Annotated in this window: 18 protein-coding genes; 6 read left to right on the forward strand and 12 right to left on the reverse strand. The window is 66.1% G+C overall.

Annotated elements, in window-relative coordinates; all coding sequences use genetic code 11:
• Positions 1-263 precede the first annotated feature (263 nt).
• Positions 264-1,304: a DUF5924 family protein gene (locus PSPA7_RS29935; RefSeq protein WP_034000261.1), complete on the forward strand. Its 1,041-nt coding sequence runs from the start codon at positions 264-266 to the stop codon at positions 1,302-1,304.
• A gap of 18 nt (positions 1,305-1,322) precedes the next feature.
• Here the strand turns inward: PSPA7_RS29935 and PSPA7_RS29940 are convergent, their stop codons facing one another.
• The 4 genes from PSPA7_RS29940 to PSPA7_RS29960 all read right to left on the reverse strand — a co-directional run bounded on the left by PSPA7_RS29940 (position 1,323) and on the right by PSPA7_RS29960 (position 5,352).
• Entirely contained in the window at positions 1,323-2,552 is a 1,230-nt protein-coding gene (locus PSPA7_RS29940) for a spore maturation protein (protein WP_003156901.1), read from the reverse strand.
• Between the two features lie 103 nt (positions 2,553-2,655).
• Positions 2,656-3,990, reverse strand: coding sequence for a glutamate/aspartate:proton symporter GltP (gltP, locus tag PSPA7_RS29945; protein WP_003156903.1), 1,335 nt, complete (start codon positions 3,988-3,990; stop codon positions 2,656-2,658).
• A gap of 711 nt (positions 3,991-4,701) precedes the next feature.
• On the reverse strand, positions 4,702-5,169 hold the full coding sequence (locus tag PSPA7_RS29955) for an inhibitor of vertebrate lysozyme family protein (RefSeq protein WP_003156905.1): 468 nt from the start codon (positions 5,167-5,169) through the stop codon (positions 4,702-4,704).
• A gap of 21 nt (positions 5,170-5,190) precedes the next feature.
• Positions 5,191-5,352 (reverse strand): DUF1328 domain-containing protein, encoded by a 162-nt coding sequence (locus PSPA7_RS29960; RefSeq protein ID WP_003096961.1) that lies wholly within the window; start codon positions 5,350-5,352, stop codon positions 5,191-5,193.
• 452 nt (positions 5,353-5,804) lie between these two features.
• On the opposite strand from PSPA7_RS29960, the gene algB reads away from it, so the two are divergent.
• Both algB and PSPA7_RS29970 read left to right on the forward strand, forming a co-directional pair.
• Positions 5,805-7,154, forward strand: coding sequence for a sigma-54-dependent response regulator transcription factor AlgB (gene algB / locus PSPA7_RS29965; protein WP_003156906.1), 1,350 nt, complete (start codon positions 5,805-5,807; stop codon positions 7,152-7,154).
• Entirely contained in the window at positions 7,151-8,938 is a 1,788-nt protein-coding gene (locus PSPA7_RS29970) for a KinB sensor domain-containing domain (RefSeq protein WP_012078047.1), read from the forward strand. Before algB ends, PSPA7_RS29970 begins: the two co-directional genes overlap by 4 nt.
• 31 nt (positions 8,939-8,969) lie before the next feature.
• On the opposite strand, the gene ampDh2 is transcribed toward PSPA7_RS29970, so the two are convergent.
• From ampDh2 to PSPA7_RS30005, 7 genes are all read right to left on the reverse strand, one after another.
• The gene (gene ampDh2 / locus PSPA7_RS29975) at positions 8,970-9,749 is read right to left on the reverse strand and encodes an N-acetylmuramoyl-L-alanine amidase AmpDh2 (protein ID WP_012078048.1); all 780 of its coding nucleotides are present in this window, start codon (positions 9,747-9,749) and stop codon (positions 8,970-8,972) included.
• A gap of 28 nt (positions 9,750-9,777) precedes the next feature.
• Complete coding sequence (locus tag PSPA7_RS29980; RefSeq protein ID WP_012078049.1) at positions 9,778-10,371, reverse strand: MarC family protein; 594 nt, start codon at positions 10,369-10,371, stop codon at positions 9,778-9,780.
• A 99-nt stretch (positions 10,372-10,470) separates the two neighbouring features.
• Positions 10,471-12,477 (reverse strand): GGDEF domain-containing protein, encoded by a 2,007-nt coding sequence (locus tag PSPA7_RS29985; protein ID WP_012078050.1) that lies wholly within the window; start codon positions 12,475-12,477, stop codon positions 10,471-10,473.
• Complete coding sequence (locus PSPA7_RS29990; protein WP_003155459.1) at positions 12,474-13,352, reverse strand: endonuclease/exonuclease/phosphatase family protein; 879 nt, start codon at positions 13,350-13,352, stop codon at positions 12,474-12,476. Before PSPA7_RS29990 ends, PSPA7_RS29985 begins: the two co-directional genes overlap by 4 nt.
• A gap of 15 nt (positions 13,353-13,367) precedes the next feature.
• Entirely contained in the window at positions 13,368-14,003 is a 636-nt protein-coding gene (dsbA, locus tag PSPA7_RS29995) for a thiol:disulfide interchange protein DsbA (RefSeq protein WP_012078052.1), read from the reverse strand.
• Positions 14,004-14,158: 155 nt separating this feature from the next.
• On the reverse strand, positions 14,159-14,764 hold the full coding sequence (locus PSPA7_RS30000) for a c-type cytochrome (RefSeq protein ID WP_003102831.1): 606 nt from the start codon (positions 14,762-14,764) through the stop codon (positions 14,159-14,161).
• Between the two features lie 45 nt (positions 14,765-14,809).
• The gene (locus tag PSPA7_RS30005; protein WP_012078053.1) at positions 14,810-15,103 is read right to left on the reverse strand and encodes a c-type cytochrome; all 294 of its coding nucleotides are present in this window, start codon (positions 15,101-15,103) and stop codon (positions 14,810-14,812) included.
• Positions 15,104-15,287: 184 nt separating this feature from the next.
• Here PSPA7_RS30005 and yihA point away from each other — a divergent pair, with 184 nt between their 5' ends.
• Positions 15,288-15,935: a ribosome biogenesis GTP-binding protein YihA/YsxC gene (yihA, locus tag PSPA7_RS30010; RefSeq protein WP_012078054.1), complete on the forward strand. Its 648-nt coding sequence runs from the start codon at positions 15,288-15,290 to the stop codon at positions 15,933-15,935.
• A 263-nt stretch (positions 15,936-16,198) separates the two neighbouring features.
• Here the strand turns inward: yihA and polA are convergent, their stop codons facing one another.
• The gene (gene polA / locus PSPA7_RS30015) at positions 16,199-18,940 is read right to left on the reverse strand and encodes a DNA polymerase I (protein WP_034000256.1); all 2,742 of its coding nucleotides are present in this window, start codon (positions 18,938-18,940) and stop codon (positions 16,199-16,201) included.
• A 77-nt stretch (positions 18,941-19,017) separates the two neighbouring features.
• Here polA and PSPA7_RS30020 point away from each other — a divergent pair, with 77 nt between their 5' ends.
• Complete coding sequence (locus tag PSPA7_RS30020) at positions 19,018-19,308, forward strand: DUF2782 domain-containing protein (protein ID WP_003155462.1); 291 nt, start codon at positions 19,018-19,020, stop codon at positions 19,306-19,308.
• A gap of 33 nt (positions 19,309-19,341) precedes the next feature.
• Complete coding sequence (locus tag PSPA7_RS30025; RefSeq protein WP_012078058.1) at positions 19,342-20,292, forward strand: homoserine kinase; 951 nt, start codon at positions 19,342-19,344, stop codon at positions 20,290-20,292.
• Positions 20,293-20,769: the final 477 nt, after the last annotated feature.

Raw genomic sequence — 20,769 nt, forward strand, 5'->3', positions numbered from 1 at the left:
AGAAGGGCGACGGCAAAAAGGGAACGTCTGGTGAGCTTGGATAGACAAGCACTCATGGAAGCAGTCAGCTCGGCAATTGGATATTTCCGATGCTCCTTGAACTCGAACGCTTATCTAATGGGATTTTTCCGAAAGAGATGTATGAAATTACTTATCTGCTTCTTTTCCCGACCCGCGCCAGTACCAAGCCCGCGTTCTGCGGTTCGCCGGCCCGACGCTACTGCCGTAGAATTTCCCTCTCTGTCAGGTAATTTCTTTCCACCATGTCTTCCCGTTTCCCTATGTCCTGGAAAGCCCGCCTGGAGCGACTGATCACCCTGGTCACCGGCCTGATGGCCCGCTATCCACGCACCATCGCCCTGTTCGGTTTCTGCTCGGGGGTGTTCAGCTTCATCATGGTCGACCGGCAGAAGGGCTTCGCCCAGGTCCTGGCGATCATCATGCTGGTCAGTTGGGTCTGGTTGATCCTCGAGAATCTGCTGCGGGAAACCTTCGCCCGCCGCTTCGGCTGGGAAATCCCGGCGCCGCTGCTGCGCTACGCCACCCAGCTGATCCACCAGGAAAGCCTGTTCTTCGTCCTGCCGTTCTTCCTCATCACCACCACCTGGAACAGCGGCCAGGCGCTGTTCACCGGCACGCTTGCAGCCGCCGCGCTGGTCTCCATCACCGACCCGCTCTACTACCGCTGGCTGGCCCAACGTCGCTGGGTGTTCCTCGCCTACCACACCCTGACCCTGTTCGCCGTGCTGCTGACCTCGTTGCCAATCCTGCTGCACCTGACCACGCCGGAAAGCTACCGGCTATCCCTGGGCATCGCGGTCGCGCTGTCCTTCCCCAGCCTGCTGGTGACCTTCCCGCTGCAGCACTGGTGGCGCGGCATCCTGTTGCTTGGCCTGACCCTGGCGGTGGGCCTGGCCGGCTGGTTCGGCCGCGCCTGGGTGCCGCCGGCGACCCTGTGGCTGACCGAAGTCGCGGTGAGCAGCCAGTTCGACGACCAGAACCGCACCCCGGGCGACAGCCTGGAGCAGGTCGGCGCCGCCCAGTTGCGCAGCCAGGGCCTGTTCGCCTACACCGCGATCAATGCGCCGCGCGGCCTCGACGAGCGCATCTATCACGTGTGGATGTTCAACGGCAAGGAATTCGACCGCATCGCCCTGGATATCCACGGCGGCCGCAAGGAGGGCTACCGGGCCTGGACCCACAAGCAGAACTTCCCCGGCGACCCGGTCGGCCACTGGCAGGTGAAGGTGCTCACCGAGGCCGGGCAGATGATCGGCAGCCTGCGCTTCGACGTCACCGAGTGACGCCGAAGCCTGGCGGCGTCAGGCGAAGAACCAGTAGCACACCGTGATCGAGGCGACGACCCCGGCCAGGTCCGCGGCCAGCGCGCAGCCCACCGCGTGGCGGGCGCGCTGCAGGCCGACCGAGCCGAAATAGACGGCGAGCACGTAGAAGGTGGTCTCGGTGCTGCCCTGCACGGTGGCGGCGACCAGCGCCGGGAAGCTGTCGACACCGTGGGTCTGCATGGTCTCGAGCAGCATCGCCCGCGCCGCACTGCCGGAAAACGGCTTGACCAGCGCGGTGGGCAGCGCCTCGACGAAGCGGCTGTCCCAGCCCATTCCCTCGACCACCCAGCGGACCCCGTCGAGCACCACTTCCAGCGCCCCCGAGGCACGTAGCACTCCGACCGCGCAGAGCATCGCCACCAGGTAGGGCAGCAGGTTCTTCGCGACATCGAAGCCTTCCTTGGCACCGTCCACGAAGCTCTCGTAGACCGGCACCTTCTTCAGCGCACCGACGACCAGGAACAGGATGATCAGGCTGAACAGCGTCAGGTTGCCCAGCAGCGAGGACAGTTGCGCCAGCGCGCTGGCCGAGAGGGTGCCGAGCAGCGCCATGAAGCCGGCCAGCAACAGCGCGCCGGGGACCAGGTAGGCCAGCACCACCGGGTCCCACAGGCGCAGGCGCTGCATCAGCGCCACCGACAGCAGGCCGGCCAGGGTCGAGGCGCTGGTGGCGAGGAGGATCGGCAGGAACACCAGGGTCGGGTCGGCCGCACCCTGCTGCGCGCGGTACATGAAGATGGTCACCGGCAGCAGGGTCAGCGACGAGGCGTTGAGCACCAGGAACAGGATCTGCGCGTTGCTCGCCGTGGTGCTGCTGGGATTGAGCTCCTGCAACGCCTTCATCGCCTTCAGGCCGATCGGCGTGGCGGCGTTGTCCAGGCCCAGCCCATTGGCGGCGAAGTTCAGGGTGATCAGGCCGATCGCCGGATGCCCCGGCGGGACTTCCGGCATCAGCCGGCGGAACAGCGGCCCCAGCAGCACCGCCAGGCGCTCCACCAGCCCGGCCTTCTCGGCGATGCGCAGGAAGCCGAGCCAGAGCGTCAGGGTGCCGAACAGCAGGACCATCACCTCGACTGCCAGCTTGGCCATGGCGAACAGGCTCTCCACCATTGCCGCGAACACCGTCGCGTCGCCACCGATCAACCAGCGCGCCAACGCGCTCGCCGCCGCCACCAGGAAAAAACCCAACCACAAGCCGTTCAGCATTCAGAATCCCCCGCGTTGCGCGGATGATAGCGGCGCAGGCGGTGCCGGCGCCAGAAACGACGAGGCCCCGGACGATGCCGGGGCCTGCTGGACAAAGTCCGTCTTACTCGATCGTGGCCTGCTTGCCCTTGGCCTCGCCGACCGCCTGACGCAGGTGCGGCAGCGAATCCCAGTAGCGCTGGCCCTTGGCCGCGTCGTACATGCCTTCCCACTTGGAGATCACCAGCACCGCGAGGGCGTTGCCGATCACGTTGAGGGCGGTGCGCGCCATGTCCATGATGCGGTCGACGCCGGCGATGAAGGCCAGGCCCTCCAGCGGGATGCCGACGCTGCCCAGGGTGGCGAGCAGCACCACGAATGACACGCCCGGTACGCCGGCGATGCCCTTGGAGGTCACCATCAGGGTCAGCACCAGCATGATCTGCTGGCCGATGGACAGGTCGATGCCATAGAGCTGGGCGATGAAGATCGCCGCGATGCTCTGGTACAGGGTCGAGCCGTCAAGGTTGAAGGAGTAGCCGGTAGGCACCACGAAGCTGCTGATCGCCTTCGGCGCGCCGTAGGCTTCCATCTTCTCGATGATGCGCGGCAACACGGTTTCCGAGCTGGCGGTGGAATAGGCCAGGACCAGGTCGTCCTTGAAGATGCGGATCAGGCGCATGATCGAGAAGCCGAACATCCGCGCGATCAGGCCCAGCACCACCAGGGCGAAGAAGGCGATGGCGACGTAGACCAGGATCACCAGCTTGGCCAGCGGCAGCAGCGAGGCGAAGCCGAAGTTGGCGACGGTCACCGCGATCAGGGCGAAGACGCCGATCGGGGCGTACTTCATGATCATGTGGGTGACCTTGAACATGGTTTCGGAGACGCCCTGGAACACCTTCACCAGCGGCTCGCGCAGGTCGTTGGGCAGGCTCGACAGGCCAAGGCCGAACATCACCGAGAAGAAGATGATCGGCAGCATCTCGCCACGGGCGATGGCGGCGAAGACGTTGGACGGGATCAGGTTGAGGATGGTCGCGATGAAGGCATGGTCATGCTGCACTTCCTGGGTGGTCTTCTGGTACTGGGAGATGTCCACGGTACCCAGGGTGCTCATGTCGATGCCGGTGCCGGGCTGGAACAGGTTGGCCAGCAGCAGGCCGACGACGATGGCGACGGTGGTGACGATCTCGAAGTAGATGATCGTCTTCAGGCCGATGCGGCCAAGCTTCTTCGCGTCGCCGACGCCGGCGATGCCGACCACCAGCGAGGAGATCACGATCGGGACCACGATCATCTTGATCAGGCGGATGAAGATGTCGCCGGCCGGTTGCAGCACGTTGGCGATCCACCAGGCCTTCTCGGCGCTGAAGTGGTTGAGCACTGCGCCTACGGCGATACCGAGTGCCAGACCGATCACGATCTGCCAGGCGAGGCTTAGCTTGGCTTTACCCATGTTTCGTCACCCTTAATTCTTGTGGAAGTCGGGAGTCGCTCCAGCGGGAGAGTCGCTCCCGACAGGCGAAAGGGCGCAATGATTCATGCGCTCCCCTACCCCGTCTAATGCCGTAAGTGACTGCCCCATGCCGAATCGGCATGAGAAATCACTAATGAAACGTCCGTCCCACAGGAAATTGCCCTTGATTTTCACTCAAGAACAGGGAGCGGAAGGCACTCCATGCCGGGCCTGGGGCCTGGTGTCCATCCTGGGAAGATGAAGCCCGCTCATCATGACTGCGATGGATGGTCGCGGGGACGCGGCGGAGTCGCCGAGGTGACACCCTCTGCTGTGGATAAGTGGCTTTCTGTGGATAACCGTATGGTGAAGTCCTTCCGGAGGGTGCTTCGGAATGCGCGGATGGACGATTGTAAAACGGCCTCGCCAGTCGTCGGCATTGATCGATATCAGGAAAGTACGCCGAGCATGCTCGCGGAGGTCGCCGCTCCGCCGGGCGGCGGAACGGCGTGCCCTTCTATATATAGAAGCGCGCCGGAAAGGAGCGACTCGTCGGTTCGCTCCCTTCCGGCGCGTTTTCACCTGGCCCGACCCCGAAGGAGGTACTCCCTGTACCCCTGGAGCCCGCCGGATCGACCTCATCCAGCGCACCCCGGTCCCCTGGCCATGCCCCGCTGCCAGCGGGGCGTTGTCACGCAAGCCCGACCCGTGTCAGTACCAGTTCGGATCGGCCTTGAGTTGTTCGTCGAGAATCTTCTGTACCGCGGGCTCCGGCTTGCCCAGCCAGCGGAAGCTGGCGTGCTTGCTCGGCGACTTGTCCTGCGGCAGGCCTTCGGGCACCTGCACGTAGAGTCCGTAGGCGTGGCTCTTGTCCCAGTCGAAGGCAACCAGCAGGCGCTGGCCCTTGCAGTCGGACTTCTCGCAGAGCCCGCCGACCAGATACTTGTCGCCCTGGTCGTCGACCGCGCGCATCGGTGTGGCGGTCCCCGAAAGGTTCATTACCCAGTCGGGCAGCCGGCTCTCGTCTTCCACCAGGTTCTGCCAGGCCTTGCGATACCCGGCGTCGGTGCTCTGCAGTTCGTTCAAACGGTATTCGCCATCCCTGTCGGCCGCCACCGCCAGCGAACTGGCGGCGGCGCCGAGCAGCAGTGCGTTCATCAGGTTGCGCATGAGTCGCATCGCTTTCTCCTCGGCGTCCGGCTAGCCGCGACGGCGTCCGAAGAAGAACGAGACCACGAAGAGCACCAGGAACAGGACGAAAAGGATCTTCGCGATTCCGGTGGCTGCACCCGCGATACCACCAAACCCGAGGACGGCGGCGATGATGGCGATGATCAGAAAGGTGATTGCCCAACTAAGCATGATGTTTTCTCCTGTGTGCCTTCGGAACTGTCGTACCGCCTCGGGAGATTGCCCGCGGGGTAGCGAACCGGCCTTTGTCCATTTCTCTGCAGGGAGACCGTACCTCCTCTTTGCACGCCTCATGCCAGCCTTTTCAAAAAATAAAAATTCTTTAAATTCAATTGGTTGAAAATACCTTTCGGTAGTCGATGCAGTTCATCCTGCACGACGACGCAAATTATTCCGGGCGTTTTGCACGACCGCCGCGGTACGCTGTCACATGCACAGGGAGCGGGCCAGGCGATGCCATCCGGCATGCGGCCCGAAAATCGAAAACCGGCGCGCCAGCGGCTTGCAGGTCGGCCCCGCCCGCTCCGGATGGGCGGCGTGGCGCTCTTGCAACTTGCACGGGCTTTCCACGGACTAACCCAGAGGCCGTATGGCAGCGAGTTCCCTGGAGGATAAAAGCAACGATGGAAACCACTTCCGAAAAGCAGGGGCGCATCCTGCTGGTCGATGACGAATCGGCAATCCTGCGCACTTTCCGTTACTGCCTGGAGGACGAGGGCTACAGCGTGGCCACCGCCAGCAGCGCGCCACAAGCGGAGGCCCTGCTGCAGCGCCAGGTCTTCGACCTGTGCTTCCTCGATCTGCGCCTGGGCGAGGACAACGGCCTCGACGTCCTCGCCCAGATGCGCGTCCAGGCGCCCTGGATGCGCGTGGTGATCGTCACCGCGCATTCGGCGGTGGATACCGCGGTCGACGCCATGCAGGCTGGCGCGGTGGACTACCTGGTCAAGCCCTGCAGCCCCGACCAACTGCGCCTGGCCGCCGCCAAGCAACTGGAGGTGCGCCAGCTTACCGCGCGCCTGGAAGCCTTGGAGGGCGAGATGCGCCGCCAGGGTGACGGCCTGGAGTCGCACAGTCCGGCCATGGCCGCGGTACTGGAAACCGCCCGCCAGGTGGCAGCGACCGACGCCAATATCCTCATCCTCGGCGAGTCCGGCTCCGGCAAGGGCGAGCTGGCGCGCGCCATCCATACCTGGAGCAAGCGCGCGAAGAAACCCCAGGTCACCATCAACTGCCCGTCGCTGACCGCCGAACTGATGGAAAGCGAACTGTTCGGCCACAGCCGCGGCGCCTTCACCGGGGCCACCGAAAGTACCCTGGGCCGGGTCAGCCAGGCCGACGGCGGCACCCTGTTCCTCGACGAGATCGGCGATTTCCCGCTGACCCTGCAACCCAAGCTGCTGCGTTTCATCCAGGACAAGGAATACGAACGCGTCGGCGACCCGGTGACCCGCCGCGCCGACGTGCGCATCCTCGCCGCGACCAACCGCGATCTCGGCGCGATGGTCGCCCAGGGCCAGTTCCGCGAGGACCTGCTCTACCGCCTCAATGTCATCGTCCTCAATCTGCCACCCCTGCGCGAACGCGCCGAGGACATCCTCGGCCTGGCCGAGCGTTTCCTCGCCCGCTTCGTCAAGGACTATGGCCGTCCCGCCCGAGGCTTCAGCGAGGCCGCCCGCGAGGCCATGCGGCAATATTCCTGGCCGGGCAACGTCCGCGAGCTGCGCAACGTGATCGAGCGCGCCAGCATCATCTGCAATCATGAGCTGGTGGATCTCGACCACCTCGGCTTCAGCGCCACGCAATCGGCCAGCAGCGCTCCGCGAGTCGGTGAATCGCTGAGCCTGGAAGACCTGGAGAAAGCCCATATAACGGCGGTGATGGCCTCCAGCGCCACCCTCGACCAGGCCGCCAAGACCCTCGGTATCGACGCCTCGACCCTGTACCGGAAGCGCAAGCAGTACGGCCTATGAACATGCCGTTGCCGATGAAACTCCGGACCCGGCTGTTCCTCAGCATTTCCGCGCTGATCACCGTCTCGCTGTTCGGCCTGCTGCTCGGGCTGTTCAGCGTGATGCAGCTCGGGCGGGCCCAGGAGCAACGGATGTCACACCACTACACGACCATCGAGGCCAGCCAGCAACTACGCCAGTTGCTTGGCGACCAGATGGTCATCCTGCTTCGCGAACACCCCGACGGCCAGGCCCTGGAACGTTCGCAGAACGACTTCCGCCGGGTTCTCGAACAGGGACGTTCGAATGCCGTGGACAGCGCGGAACAGGCCGCGCTGGATGGCATTCGCGACGCCTACCGGCAGTTGCAGGCGCAGACCCCGCCCCTGCTCGAAGCACCGCTGGACGACAGCGACGATTTCAGCGAAGCCTTCAACACCCTCCGCCTGCGCCTGCAGGACCTGCACCAACTGGCCCTCTCCGGCATCAGCGCCGCCGAGACCAACGCCCGCCATCGCGCCTACCTGGTCGCCGGCCTGCTCGGCCTGGTGGGCGTGGCCATCCTGCTGATCGGCTTCGTCACCGCCCACAGCATCGCCCGCCGCTTCGGCGCGCCGATCGAGACCCTGGCGCGCGCGGCGGACAAGATCGGCAAAGGCGACTTCGACGTGACCCTGCCGACGACCAACCTGGCCGAGGTCGGCCAACTGACCCGCCGCTTCGGCCTGATGGCCGAAGCCCTGCGGCAATACCGGCGGACCAGCGTCGAGGAAGTGCTGTCCGGCGAGCGGCGCCTGCAAGCGGTGCTCGACAGCATCGACGATGGCCTGGTGATCTTCGACAACCAGGGCCGTATCGAACACGCCAACCCAGTGGCGATCCGCCAGCTGTTCGTCAGCAACGACCCCCACGGCAAGCGGATCGACGAGATCCTCGGCGATGAAGGTCTGCGCGAGGCTGTGGAAAAGGCCCTGCAGGGCGAGGTCCAGGACGAGGCGATGCCCGACCTGGAAGTGGATGTCGCCGGCGAGTCGCGACTGCTGGCCTGGTCGCTGTATCCGGTTACCCACCCCGGCGGACACAGCGTCGGCGCGGTGCTGGTGGTGCGTGACGTCACCGAGCAGCGAGCCTTCGAGCGGGTCCGCAGCGAATTCGTCCTGCGCGCCTCGCATGAGCTGCGCACCCCGGTGACCGGCATGCAGATGGCCTTCAGCCTGCTCCGCGAACGCCTGGACTTCCCCGCCGAGTCGCGGGAAGCGGACCTGATCCAGACGGTGGACGAGGAAATGTCGCGGCTGGTCCTGTTGATCAACGACCTGCTGAACTTCTCGCGCTACCAGACCGGCATGCAGAAACTCGAGCTGACGACCTGCAACCTCGTCGACCTGCTCACCCAGGCGCAGCAACGCTTCGTGCCCAAGGGCGAGGCGCGCCGGGTTTCCCTGGAACTGGAACTGGGCGAGGAATTGCCGCACCTGCAGCTCGATCGCCTGCAGATAGAACGGGTAATCGACAACCTGCTGGAAAACGCCCTGCGCCACAGCAGCGAAAGCGGGCAGATCCACCTGCAGGCGCGGCGCCAGGGCGATCGCGTGCTGATCGCGGTGGAAGACAACGGCGAAGGCATCCCTTTCAGCCAGCAGGGCCGGATCTTCGAGCCGTTCGTCCAGGTCGGCCGCAAGAAAGGCGGCGCCGGACTGGGTCTGGCACTGTGCAAGGAGATCATCCAGCTGCACGGCGGGCGCATCGCGGTCCGCTCGCAGCCAGGCCAGGGGGCGCGCTTCTACATGCTGCTGCCGGTGTAGCGGGCGCTGCCGGCAGGCTTTTCCAGCGGCCTTAGGAAGCGGGAACCGCCAGCAGCAGCGCGGCGGTTTCCAGGTCCGGCTGGCCATCGAAGCGGGCCGGCCGGTACTTCATCTGGAAGGCGCCGATGACGTCGCGAGTATCCTGTTCCAGCACCCCGGTCTGCGGCACCAGGTAGCCGTGCCGCGCCAGCTGCTGCTGGAACCAGCGGACATCCGGCAACTGTCCGTTCAGCTCGGCCAGGCGGCGCGCCAGTTCGCCGGGCTTCGGCCAGGGCACCAGGCCGGCGTCGGCGAGGCGCTTCCAGGGGAACAGCGGGCCCGGATCGACCTTGCGCCCCGGCGCGATGTCGCTGTGCCCGATGATCCGGTCCGGGGTGATGCCATGGCGCTTGGCGATGTCCTTCAGCAGGGGGATCAGCGCCTGGATCTGCGCCTCGCTGAACGGATACCAGACCCGCCCCTGAGGAGTATCGCGATAGCCCTGGTTGACGATCTCGATGCCGATCGAGGTGGCGTTCAGCCAGGTCCGCCCCTGCCATTCGCTGACCCCGGCATGCCAGGCGCGACGGTTCTCGTCCACCAGGCGGTAGACGGTGGCCGGTTCGTCGTCGCCGATCAGATAGTGCGCGCTGACGCCGCCGTGGGTGAGGATGCCCAGCGAATGCGGCAGATCGGTGGAGGTGTAGTGCAGGACGATGAACTGGACACGGCTGTCCTGGTTCACCGAGGTGTAGTCGGTGTTCAGGCGCGGGCCGCTGGAGCAGCCGGCCAGCAGCGCCAGGGTGAAAACCAGGAAAATGAACGAACGCATGATGACTCCGAATGAATAGGCAGCGCCGTCAGGCGGCGATGTGCAACACGCTGCGCAGGTTGTCCAGCAGCATATCGACGCTGAGCATGATCAGCAGCATTCCGGCCAGGCGCTCGATGGCGGTCAGCCCGCGCGGGCCGAGGAAACGCTGGAGGAACGCCGCCTGCAGCAGGATCAGGGCGGTGGCGCCCCAGGCCAGGATCACCGCCAGGTAGAGTTCCCACAGCGGCCCGTCGAAGGTGGTACGCAGGGTGATCAGCATCGCCAGCGCCGAAGGGCCGGCCACCGCCGGCGTCGCCAGCGGCACCAGCAGCGGCTCGCCGTCGGGCACCTCGCCGAGCAGGCCCTGGGGAGACGGGAAGATCAGGCGCATGGCGATCACGAACAGGATGATCCCGCCGGCGATTCCGGTCGCCTCGCGGGACAGCCCGAGACCGCTGAGGATGTGCTCGCCGAGGGTGAGGAAGAGCAGCAGCAGGCCCAGGGCGAAGGCCAGCTCGCGGAACGCCACGCGCAGGCGGCGCCCGGGCGCGACGCCTTTCAGCGCGGCGAGGAACACGGCGATGTTGCCGAAGGGGTCGGTGACCAGAAAGATCAGGACGGCGACGCCGAACATATCCATGGCTGTTTCCAGAACGGTATGGCCTGCCATTCTACCGGGCGCGGGAGCGAACTGCAGGCGCAGCCGGCCTCGGGCGCCGGAATGTGCGCCGGTCGTGCTTCAGGCGACTTCCAGGCGGTCCCTGCCGGCGCGCTTGGCACGATACAGCGCCTGGTCGGCACGTTCGAACGCCGCCTCGCCAGCCTCGTTGCCGACGAAGGCGGTTATCCCCGCGGAACAGGTGATGCTCAGGGGCTCGCCCTTGAAGTGGAAGGGGCAGGCGGCGATCGCCGCGCGCAGCCGCTCGAGCAATTGCCGGCCGGCGTCCAGCGGCGTGGCCGGAAGCAGGACGACGAACTCCTCGCCACCGAAGCGGGCGATGAAATCGGCCTGGCGCAACCGTTTGCGCAACTCGCCGGCGATGATCTTCAACACCTTGTCACCGGCCAGGTGGCCAAAATCATCGTTGATCCGCTTGAAGTGGTCGATGTCCAGCACCGCCAGCAGCAGCTCGCCGCCGTCCCGGCGCCGGCGCGCCACTTCCTGCTCCAGGCGCTCGCTGAGCGCGGCACGGTTGGGCAGGCCGGTCAGCGGGTCGGTCAGGGCCTTCTGTCGCTGGTCCTCCAGGTGGGTGTGGAATGCCTTGGCATCCTGCTCCATGCTGTTGACCCGTTCCATCAGCGCCTGCAGGCGGCCGGAGACTTCCTGCTCGTGTTCGGCCTGTTCGCGCTGGTGTTCGTCCATGGAGGCGAGCAAGCCGTTGAGCCGGCTGTCCACCGCCAGCTTGAGGCTGTCCAGGTCGGTCGCCTGCTGCACGCTGGCCTGGAGGCCGCTGACCTGCTCGCGCAGTGTCTGGTCGAAGCCGCGCGCGTTGTCCAGCACGCCGGTGTAGCCGGCGTGGGCATCGCCCAGGTGGCCAAGGAAGCTTTCCAGGCGCTCGTTGAGCTGCCGCAGGTATTCCTCGAAGTCGCGCTGGCCGCTGTCGGCCAGGGACAGCACCAGCACCGCCAGGTCGTCCAGCACCGGCACCAGTTCGTACCAGTTCAGGCTGCCGTCTATGCGTACCCGCAGCGCCTCGGCCTGGGGCTGGTGGCTGCTCGGCAGGGACAGGCCGTCGAGCAGGCGCAGCAGGCTCGCCTCGATATGCGGCGCCACCGCGCTGTAGCCGGGTTCGGGCATCGGCGGGGGCAGCGCGTAGGTCTCGTCGGCCGTCGCCTCGGCGAGGTTGTCCACAGGCTCGCCCGGCTCTTCCGGCTCGATGTCCAGCTCCTGCTCCACCGAGGGCTCCCCGGGCGTTTCGCGGAAAACCAGGCCCCCTGGCAGGGGCAGGCTGTCCAGCCAGATCGGCCGCGGCTCTTCCAGCCGGATCTGGTTCGACTCGCCGCGCGCGGCCAGCGCGCCACGTCGCGCCGGAGGCGCCGCGGCGACGCTCTCCGGAGCTGTGGATAACCCTGCCGGGACGCTGGCCTCCACCTCGCCGCGCGGGCTACCGGCGCCGACCGGCAAAGGCTGAGCGACAGGCGCGGGCCCGGTGGTTGGCGCGACCGCCGACGCCATGGGTAGCGCTGGGTTCGCCCGCGCCACGGCGGTTTCCGCCTCCTTGCCGCCGAACAGGCGCTGCAGCAGACTCGGCCGGCTGTCGTCGCCGTCGCCGCCCTTGCGCTCGGCCAGGACCTGGCGCTGCAACCGGCTCAGTTCGCCGAGCAGGATGGGTATCTCGCGCGACTGCCAGGCACGCTCCTCGATATCGCGGGCGAACTGCTTGAGCGGCTTGCGCAGCTCCCGCGGCAGGTCGAGGGCCAGCAGTTGCTGGGCAAGCTCGCCGAGGGCGTCGATGTTCTGCTGGGTGCGTTGCTGGCGACGTTGCTCGGAGTCGAGCACGGCCTTCTCCAGGCGGGGAATCAGGCCGGCCAGGCCGGCGTCCATGTCGTCGCGGCGGATGATCTCGCGCAGCTCCTTCATGCACAGGTCGACCGCCTTGTCGCTGCCTTCGGCCGCCAGGCTGCTGCGCACCAGGCCGCGACGCAGCAGGTCGATGCGCGCATCCCAGCGGCGCTGCAGGCGCTCCTGCTGCTCGATGTTCTCCAGGTACTTGTCTTTCCAGCGCTGGGCGTCGTCGCGACTCATGAAGCGCTCCCGGCGCTGTCGCTCACGACCAGGGCCCTGTCGCGCAGGTTGTCCGGCAGACGGATCTCGACCGACACCGGCAGGTGGTCGGAGATCGGCTGGTCGAGCACATCGACCCGCTCCAGCGCGAGGTCGGAACTGAGCAGGATGTGGTCGAGGTTGCGTTGCGGCCGCCAGCTGGGGAAGGTCGCCTCGACCTGCGGCGCCATCAGGCCGAGATCGCGCAGCGGCGAGTTTTCCAGGAGATCGACGGCATGGGTGTTCATGTCGCCCATCAGCACCTGGTGGCGGTAGTCGCCGATCAGCTCGCGAATGTAGGCGAGCTGGCGGGTGCGGGTGCGGGCGCCGAGGGCCAGGTGCATCATCACCACCACCAGCGCGTCGGGCCCGTCGCCGAAACGCACGAAGATCGCGCCGCGCCCCGGCGGGCCGGGCAAGGGGTGGTCTTCCAGCAGGCTCGGCCGCCAGCGGCTGAGCAGGCCGTTGCTGTGCTGGGCGATGCGCCCGAGGTTGCGGTTGAGCTGCTGGTACCAGTAGGGGAAGGCGCCGAGCTGGGCCAGGTGCTCGACCTGGTTGACGTAGCCGGAACGCAGGCTGCCGCCGTCGGCTTCCTGGAGGGCGACCAGGTCGTAGTCGGCGAGCAGCTCGCCGATACGCTTGAGGTTGGTCGCGCGGCCCGCGTGGGGCAGCAGGTGCTGCCAGCCGCGGGTCAGGTAGTGGCGGTAGCGCTCGGTGCTGATGCCGACCTGGATATTGAAGCTCAGCAGGCGCAGACGGCCGTCGCCGGGCAACTCCCGCGAGTCGTCACAGGAGGGGTTCACTCGCGGGTCGCAGCTGCCTGCGACCCGAGGTTCACGCTGCCAGCGGCGCAACATGCCGGATCACCTTGCTTACTTCTTGGCCGCTGCGCGCTCTTTCTCGATCAGGTAGTCGGCCAGCTTGAGGGTTTCCTCCGGACCACCGGCGGAGCCGATGTCGAAGCGGTACTTGCCATTGACCACCATGGTCGGTACGCCGGTGACCTGGTAGGCCATCGCCAGCTTCTTGGCCTTTTCCATCTGGCCCTTGATGGCGAAGGAATTATAGGTGCTCAGGAACTTCTCCTTGTCCACGCCCTTGGCGGCCAGGAAGTCGGCCATTTCTTCCGGGGTGGCGAGCTTCTTGTGCTCCTTGTGGATCGCCTCGAACACGGCATTGTGCACGTCATGCTCGACGCCCATGCTTTCCAGGGTCAGGAACATCTGCCCATGGACGTTCCAGATACCGCCGAACAGGGCAGGCAGGCGGACGAAATGCACGTCGGCCGGCAGCTTCTCGCTCCATGGCACGATGGTCGGCTCGAACGCATAGCAATGCGGGCAGCCGTACCAGAACAGCTCCACCACTTCGATCTTGCCGGGCTGCGACACCGGCACCGGGCTGCTGAGTTCGGTGTATTCCTTGCCGGCGGTATATTCGTCGGCCTGGGCAGTCATGCCGAACAGGCTGACCATGGCCAGCATGGCGCTGAGAATCAGGTTACGCATCGTTCACTCCTAGGCGAGGTCTGTGCCGCTCTCCGGCCGGGTTTCGACCCGGACGACCGGTAACGGGTTCCGGCATTGTAGCGATGGCGGATGCAAAAAAGGGCAGCCGAGGCCACCCTTTTTCATACATCTTTTTTTGCCAGGCTACGCAGCGATCAGTGCAGACCCTGGATGTAGCTGGAAATCGCGGCGATGTCCTTGTTCGACAGCTTGGCGGCGATGGACTGCATGATCTTGGTGTCGCCGTCGTTGGTACGGGTGCCTTCGCGGAAGTCGGTCAGTTGCTTGGCCACGTAGGTCGCGTGCTGGCCGCCCAGGTGCGGGAAGCCGGCGGTGGCGATGCCGACGCCGCTCGGGGAATGGCAGCCGGTGCAGGCCGGCATGCCCTCGGCGATCTTGCCGCCGCGGAACAGCGCTTCACCCTGGGCCACCAGGTTCGGATCGGCCATGCCCACGCTCATCTTCTGGCTGGCGAAGTAGGCGGCGATGTCGGCCAGGTCCTGGTCGCTGAGGTTGGTCAGCAGGCCGGTCATTTCCAGCACGGTACGCTTGCCGTCCTTGATGTCATGCATCTGCTTGAGCAGGTAACGCTCGCCCTGGCCGGCCAGTTTCGGGAAGTTCGGCGCCGGGCTGTTGCCATCCGCACCGTGGCAGGCGCCGCATACCGCGGCTTTGGCCTGGCCCGCGGCGGCATCGCCAGCGGCATGGGCAAGGCCGGTCAGACCCAGGGTCAACAGCAGACTCACGAGAAGTTTGTTCATCAGCTAATCCAATTACGGCTAAGGGTGAAAGATAGTGGGCTTCGGCTACTTCTTCACCATCCACTGGATGGTTGCCTGGTAGTCTTCGGCACTGCAGTCGGTGCACAGGCCGCGCGGCGGCATGGCGTTGAATCCGTTGGTCACATGCTGGACCAGGGTCGGCATGCCCTTGGCCAGCCGCGGCTCCCAGGCGGCATGGTCGCCCTTTTTCGGCGCCGTCGGCAGCTGGCCGTCGTGACACGCGCCACAGGTCCGGTTGAACACTGCTTCCGGGTCCTGCGCCGCCTGCGCCGTAACGGCCGCCGCAACGACTGTCGCTGCGAGCAGCAGTTTCTTCATGATCGTCCTCATCAGGGGGAACGCCCGCGTTCTACCGCGCGGAAAAATGCTCTGTCCGTTCCCGCGCGCGCTCGACCCTGGGGGATAAAGCGCACACAAAATCCGCGGCATTATATACTTCCGATACCGAAACGGAAACGAAACAGCCCCCCGCGACACCGAGTCGCACCCCTGTGGATAACCCATGTCAGAGAAGAACCCCATCGTCGGCCTGTGCCAGAAGGCCAGCTTTCTCATCAGCGCCGCCCAGGTCGACCAGTGCCCACCCGACGAGGGCCTGGAAGTCGCTTTCGCCGGACGCTCCAACGCCGGCAAGTCGAGCGCGCTGAACACCCTCACCCACGCCAACCTGGCACGTACCTCGAAGACCCCCGGCCGCACCCAGTTGCTCAACTTCTTCAGCCTGGACGAGTCGCGGCGGCTGGTCGACCTGCCCGGCTACGGCTACGCCAAGGTGCCGATCCCGCTCAAGCAGCACTGGCAACGCCATCTGGAAGCCTATCTGAGCAGCCGCGAAAGCCTGGCCGGGGTGTTCCTGATGATGGACATCCGCCATCCGCTGACCGACTTCGACCGCCTCATGCTGGACTGGGCCCAGGCCAGCCAGTTGCCGATCCATGTGCTGATGACCAAGGCCGACAAGCTGGCCTTCGGCGCGGCGAAGAACGCCCTGCTCAAGGTGCGCCGCGAAGTCCAGCAGGGCTGGGGCGATGTCGCCAGCCTGCAGCTGTTCTCCGCGCCCAAGCGCCAGGGTGTCGACGAGGCGCAAATGGTCTTGGCGCAATGGCTGGGCTTGCTGGACGAGGACGAAGAGCCGGTCGGGGAAGCCTGAATTCCAGGCAAAAAAAACCCCGAGCTTCGTATGGGGAGGGGGAAGTTCGGGGTTCAAGTCCGGACCGCTAGGGCGGGGTCCAGGAATCTGCCAACACTAAACACTGCAAAGGAGCATCGAAGGGCTCAATCAGCCATTCGTGTGTTCTGACTGTCGGCAAAACGGGAAAGTTCAGCGCGCCGCGAAAAACTTTTCCACGGCATCCACCCCAGGCACTCCGGACCTGCTCGCAAGGCCCGCCATACGGGCCCCGCAACCGTTCATCAGTGGGCTTCGTCCCAGTTCGAACCGATGCCCGCCTCGACCACCAGCGGTACGTCCAGGGACGCCGCCCCGCTCATCAGCGGGCGAATCCCCTCGCGCACCTGCTCGACCAGGTCCTCGCGTACCTCCAGCACCAGTTCGTCGTGCACCTGGAGGATTACCCGGGCATCCAGGCCGCTTTCCCGCAGCCAGTTATCCACAGCGACCATGGCGCGCTTCATGATGTCCGCCGCAGTGCCCTGCATCGGCGCGTTGATCGCCGTCCGCTCCGCGGCCTTGCGCATGGCGCCGTTCTTCGAATGGATTTCCGGCAGGTACAGGCGGCGGCCGAACAGGGTCTCGACGAAGCCCTGCTCGGCGGCCTGCGCGCGGGTCCGCTCCATGTACGCCAGCACCCCGGGGTAGCGGGCGAAGTAGCGATCGATGTAGGCCTGGGCTTCCTTGCGCTCGACGCCGATCTGCTTGGCCAGGCCGAAGGCGCTCATGCCGTAGATCAGCCCGAAGTTGATCGCCTTGGCGCTGCGTCGCTGGTCGCCGCTGACGTCTTCCAGCGGCACGCCGAAGACTTCCGCCGCGGTGGCGCGGTGTACGTCCAGATCGTGGCGGAAGGCGTCCAGCAGGCCTTCGTCCTTGGCCAGGTGGGCCATGATCCGCAGTTCGATCTGCGAGTAGTCGGCCGCCAGCAGCTTGTAGCCCTGCGGCGCGATGAACGCCTGGCGGATGCGCCGGCCCTCGGCGGTGCGGATCGGGATGTTCTGCAGGTTCGGATCGCTCGACGACAACCGCCCGGTAGCCGCCACCGCCTGATGGTAGGAGGTATGGATGCGCCCGGTGCGCGGGTTGATCTGCTCCGGCAGGCGGTCGGTGTAGGTACTCTTGAGCTTGCTCATGGAGCGGTACTGCATGATCACCTTGGGCAGCTCGAAGTCCTGCTCGGCCAGTTCGGCGAGCACCGCCTCGGCGGTGGACGGCTGGCCGGTAGCGGTCTTGCTCAGCACCGGCAGGCCGAGCTTGTCGTAGAGGATCGCGCCAAGCTGCTTGGGCGAGCCGAGGTTGAACTCCTGCCCGGCCAGGTCATAGGCCTGGCGCTCCAGGGCGACCATCTTCTCGCCCAGCTCGCGGCTCTGGATGCCCAGCAGGTTGGCGTCGACCAGCGCGCCGTTGCGCTCGATCCGCGCCAGCACCGGCACCAGCGGCATCTCGATATCGGTCAGGACCCGGGCCAGGGAAGGAATGGCTTCCAGCTTCTGCCACAGGGCCTGGTGCAGGCGCAGGGTGACGTCGGCGTCCTCCGCGGCGTAGGGCCCGGCCTGTTCGATGGCGATCTGGTCGAAGGTCAGTTGCTTGGCGCCCTTGCCGGCGATGTCCTCGAAACGGATGGTGCTGTGGCCGAGGTACTTCAGGGCCAGGCTGTCCATGTCGTGGCGGGTGGCGGTGGAGTCCAGCACATAGGACTCGAGCATGGTGTCGTAGGCCACGCCCTGCATCGCGATGGGCGTGCTGGCATTGGCCAGGACATTGATGTCGTACTTGGCGTGCTGGCCGACCTTGAGCTTCTGCGGATCCTCCAGCAGCGGTTTCAACGCGCGCAGCACCGCGTCACGCTCCAGCTGGTCGGGAACACCCATGTAGCTGTGGGCCAGCGGCACGTAGGCGGCCTCGCCCTCCTTCACCGCGAAGGATACGCCGACCACCTGCGCCTGCTGGGCGTCGATGCTGGTGGTCTCGGTATCGAAGGCGATCAGCTCGGCCTGCTCGAGCTTCTTCAGCCAGGCGTCGAAACCGGCCTGGTCGAGCACCACGTCGTAGTCGACCTCGGCCTGGATCGGCGTCTCCGCCTCACCGCTCTCGCCGGCCTCCTTGGCCTCGCGCAGCAGGTCATCGAGCCAGTTCTTGAATTCCAGCTCGCGGTACAGGGCGATCAGCGCTTCGCGCTGCGGTTCGCCGGGATACAGCTGGTCGAGCTGCACGTCGAGTTCGACATCGGTCTTGATGGTCGCCAACTGGTAGGAAAGGAACGCCTGCTCGCGGTTCTCCTCCAGTTTCGCCGGCAGGCCCTTGGCGCCGCGGATCGGCAGTTCGGGTACCTTGTCCAGGCTCGCGTAGAGCACCTCCAGCCCGCCGCCGACGCCGGTCAGCAGGCCCAGCGCGGTCTTTTCGCCGACCCCGGGGACGCCGGGAATGTTATCGACCTTGTCGCCCATCAGGGCGAGGAAGTCGATGATCAGCTCGGGACCGACGCCGAATTTCTCTTTCACGCCATCCACGTCGAGGCGGCTACCGGTCATGGTGTTGACCAGCGTAATGTGCCCGTCGACCAGTTGCGCCATGTCCTTGTCGCCGGTGGAGATCACCACCGGGCGGTCGGCCGCGGCACTGCTGCGCGCCAGGGTGCCGATCACGTCGTCGGCCTCGACCCCTTCCACGCACAGCAGCGGCAGGCCGAGGGCGCGGACGCTGGCATGCAGCGGCTCGACCTGGACCCGCAGGTCGTCGGGCATCGATGGCCGGTTGGCCTTGTACTCGGCGAACAGTTCGTCGCGGAAGGTCGGGCCCTTGGCGTCGAAGACCACCGCGAACGGGCTGTCCGGATACTGCTTGCGCAGGCTCAGGAGCATGTTCAGCACGCCCTTCACCGCGCCGGTGGGCTTGCCGGTCGAGGTGGTCAGCGGCGGCAGGGCATGGAAGGCGCGGTACAGGTACGAGGAACCGTCCACCAGGACGAGGGGCGCTTGGCTCATGAGGGGAATCAACCTTTTCCGGAGACCAGGGCGTGTAGAATGAACCCTGGACGATTCGATAAAGGAGCAAGGTTACCATGCGTACGCTGAACCGCTTGATGCTCGCCGGACTGCTGGCGCTCGCCCCGCTCGTCGCGCTGGCGGCGGACGACGACGCGCCCTCCGGCGAGCCCGACGTAACCATCCGCCAGGAGGGCGACAAGACCATCCAGGAATACCGCGTGAATGGTTTCCTCTACGCCATCAAGGTGGTTCCCAAGCATGGCAAACCCTATTTCCTGGTCCGCGCCGACGGCAGCGATGGCAACTTCATCCGCTCCGACCAGCCGGACAAGCTGATTCCACAATGGGAGATCTTCAGCTGGTGATGTGCACTTCCAACCTGGCGAGGCCGCGCTGACATGTCGGTGTTCACCCCACTCGAACGTCCGACCTTGGAAGCCTTCCTCGCTCCCTACGAGCTGGGCCGCCTGCGGGACTTCCGCGGCATCGCCGAGGGTTCCGAGAACAGCAATTTCTTCGTCAGCCTGGAGCGCGGCGAGTTCGTCCTGACCCTGGTCGAGCGCGGCCCGGTGCAGGACCTGCCGTTCTTCATCGAACTGCTCGACGTGCTCCACGAGGACGGCCTACCGGTACCCTACGCCCTGCGCACCCGCGACGGCGAGGCCCTGCGCCGCCTCGAAGGCAAGCCGGCGCTGCTGCAGCCGCGCCTGGCCGGCCGCCACGAACGGCAGCCGAACGCCCATCACTGTCAGGAGGTCGGCGACCTGCTCGGCCACCTGCACGCCGCCACCCGCGAACGCATCATCGAGCGCCCCAGCGATCGCGGCCTGGCCTGGATGCTGGAGCAAGGCGCAAGCCTCGCCCCGCGCCTGGCGGAACCCGCCCAGGCCCTGCTCGCCCCGGCCCTGGCGGAAATCGCCGCGCTGCATGCCGAACGTCCGGCGCTGCCGCGCGCCAACCTGCACGCCGACCTGTTCCGCGACAACGTGCTGTTCGACGGCCCGCACCTGACCGGCCTGATCGACTTCTACAACGCCTGCTCCGGCTGGATGCTCTACGACCTGGCGATCGCTCTCAACGACTGGTGCTCCACCGCCGACGGCAGCCTGGACCCGGCCCGCGCCCGCGCCCTGCTCGCCGCCTACGCCAACCGCCGGCCGTTCACCGCGCTGGAAGCCGAGCACTGGCCGACCCTGCTGCGGGTCGCCTGCGTGCGTTTCTGGCTGTCGCGGCTGATCGCTGCCGAGGCGTTCGCCGGGCAGGACGTGCTGATCCATGATCCGACGGAATTCCAGATGCGTCTGGCACAACGGCAGAAGGTGGAGATTCATTTGCCGTTTGCGTTGTAGGACGGCAGCGGGGGAGCGTGCTGCACTCCCTCGCCCGCCTTTCGAAACGCATGCCCTTCAGCGTCCTGGGTGAGACCGAGTTGACATCCTGTCGAGGCTTCGTCGTTCAGCCAACCCCCGGCCCGGCCATCCTGGCCGGTCGTTCGCCTTTCAAAACGCATGCGATTTGGCGTCTTGGGTGAGGCCGAGCTGACATCCTGTCGAAGCTTCGTCGTCCAGCCCACCCCCGGCCCGGCCATCCTGGCCGGTCGTTCGCCTTTCAAAACGCATGCGGTTCGGCGTCTTGGGGTGAGGCCGAGCCGACATCCTGTCGAGGCTTCGTCGTCCAGCCCACCCCCGGCCCGGCCATCCTGGCCGGTCGTTCGCCTTTCAAAACGCATGCGGTTCGGCGTCTTGGGGTGAGGCCGAGCCGACATCCTGTCGAGGCTTCGTCGTTCAGCCAACCCCCGGCCCGGCCATCCTGGCCGGTCGTTCGCC

Origin of the sequence: Pseudomonas paraeruginosa PA7 (genome assembly GCF_000017205.1) — a bacterium.
Lineage (GTDB): Bacteria > Pseudomonadota > Gammaproteobacteria > Pseudomonadales > Pseudomonadaceae > Pseudomonas > Pseudomonas paraeruginosa.

Coding starts and splice junctions, on each gene's coding strand:
- PSPA7_RS29935 (WP_034000261.1), top strand. CDS start 264: ATGTCTTCCCGTTTCCCTATGTCCTGGAAAGCCCGCCTGGAGCGACTG.
- PSPA7_RS29940 (WP_003156901.1), bottom strand. CDS start 2,552: ATGCTGAACGGCTTGTGGTTGGGTTTTTTCCTGGTGGCGGCGGCGAGC.
- gltP (WP_003156903.1), bottom strand. CDS start 3,990: ATGGGTAAAGCCAAGCTAAGCCTCGCCTGGCAGATCGTGATCGGTCTG.
- PSPA7_RS29955 (WP_003156905.1), bottom strand. CDS start 5,169: ATGCGACTCATGCGCAACCTGATGAACGCACTGCTGCTCGGCGCCGCC.
- PSPA7_RS29960 (WP_003096961.1), bottom strand. CDS start 5,352: ATGCTTAGTTGGGCAATCACCTTTCTGATCATCGCCATCATCGCCGCC.
- algB (WP_003156906.1), top strand. CDS start 5,805: ATGGAAACCACTTCCGAAAAGCAGGGGCGCATCCTGCTGGTCGATGAC.
- PSPA7_RS29970 (WP_012078047.1), top strand. CDS start 7,151: ATGAACATGCCGTTGCCGATGAAACTCCGGACCCGGCTGTTCCTCAGC.
- ampDh2 (WP_012078048.1), bottom strand. CDS start 9,749: ATGCGTTCGTTCATTTTCCTGGTTTTCACCCTGGCGCTGCTGGCCGGC.
- PSPA7_RS29980 (WP_012078049.1), bottom strand. CDS start 10,371: ATGGATATGTTCGGCGTCGCCGTCCTGATCTTTCTGGTCACCGACCCC.
- PSPA7_RS29985 (WP_012078050.1), bottom strand. CDS start 12,477: ATGAGTCGCGACGACGCCCAGCGCTGGAAAGACAAGTACCTGGAGAAC.
- PSPA7_RS29990 (WP_003155459.1), bottom strand. CDS start 13,352: ATGTTGCGCCGCTGGCAGCGTGAACCTCGGGTCGCAGGCAGCTGCGAC.
- dsbA (WP_012078052.1), bottom strand. CDS start 14,003: ATGCGTAACCTGATTCTCAGCGCCATGCTGGCCATGGTCAGCCTGTTC.
- PSPA7_RS30000 (WP_003102831.1), bottom strand. CDS start 14,764: ATGAACAAACTTCTCGTGAGTCTGCTGTTGACCCTGGGTCTGACCGGC.
- PSPA7_RS30005 (WP_012078053.1), bottom strand. CDS start 15,103: ATGAAGAAACTGCTGCTCGCAGCGACAGTCGTTGCGGCGGCCGTTACG.
- yihA (WP_012078054.1), top strand. CDS start 15,288: ATGTCAGAGAAGAACCCCATCGTCGGCCTGTGCCAGAAGGCCAGCTTT.
- polA (WP_034000256.1), bottom strand. CDS start 18,940: ATGAGCCAAGCGCCCCTCGTCCTGGTGGACGGTTCCTCGTACCTGTAC.
- PSPA7_RS30020 (WP_003155462.1), top strand. CDS start 19,018: ATGCGTACGCTGAACCGCTTGATGCTCGCCGGACTGCTGGCGCTCGCC.
- PSPA7_RS30025 (WP_012078058.1), top strand. CDS start 19,342: ATGTCGGTGTTCACCCCACTCGAACGTCCGACCTTGGAAGCCTTCCTC.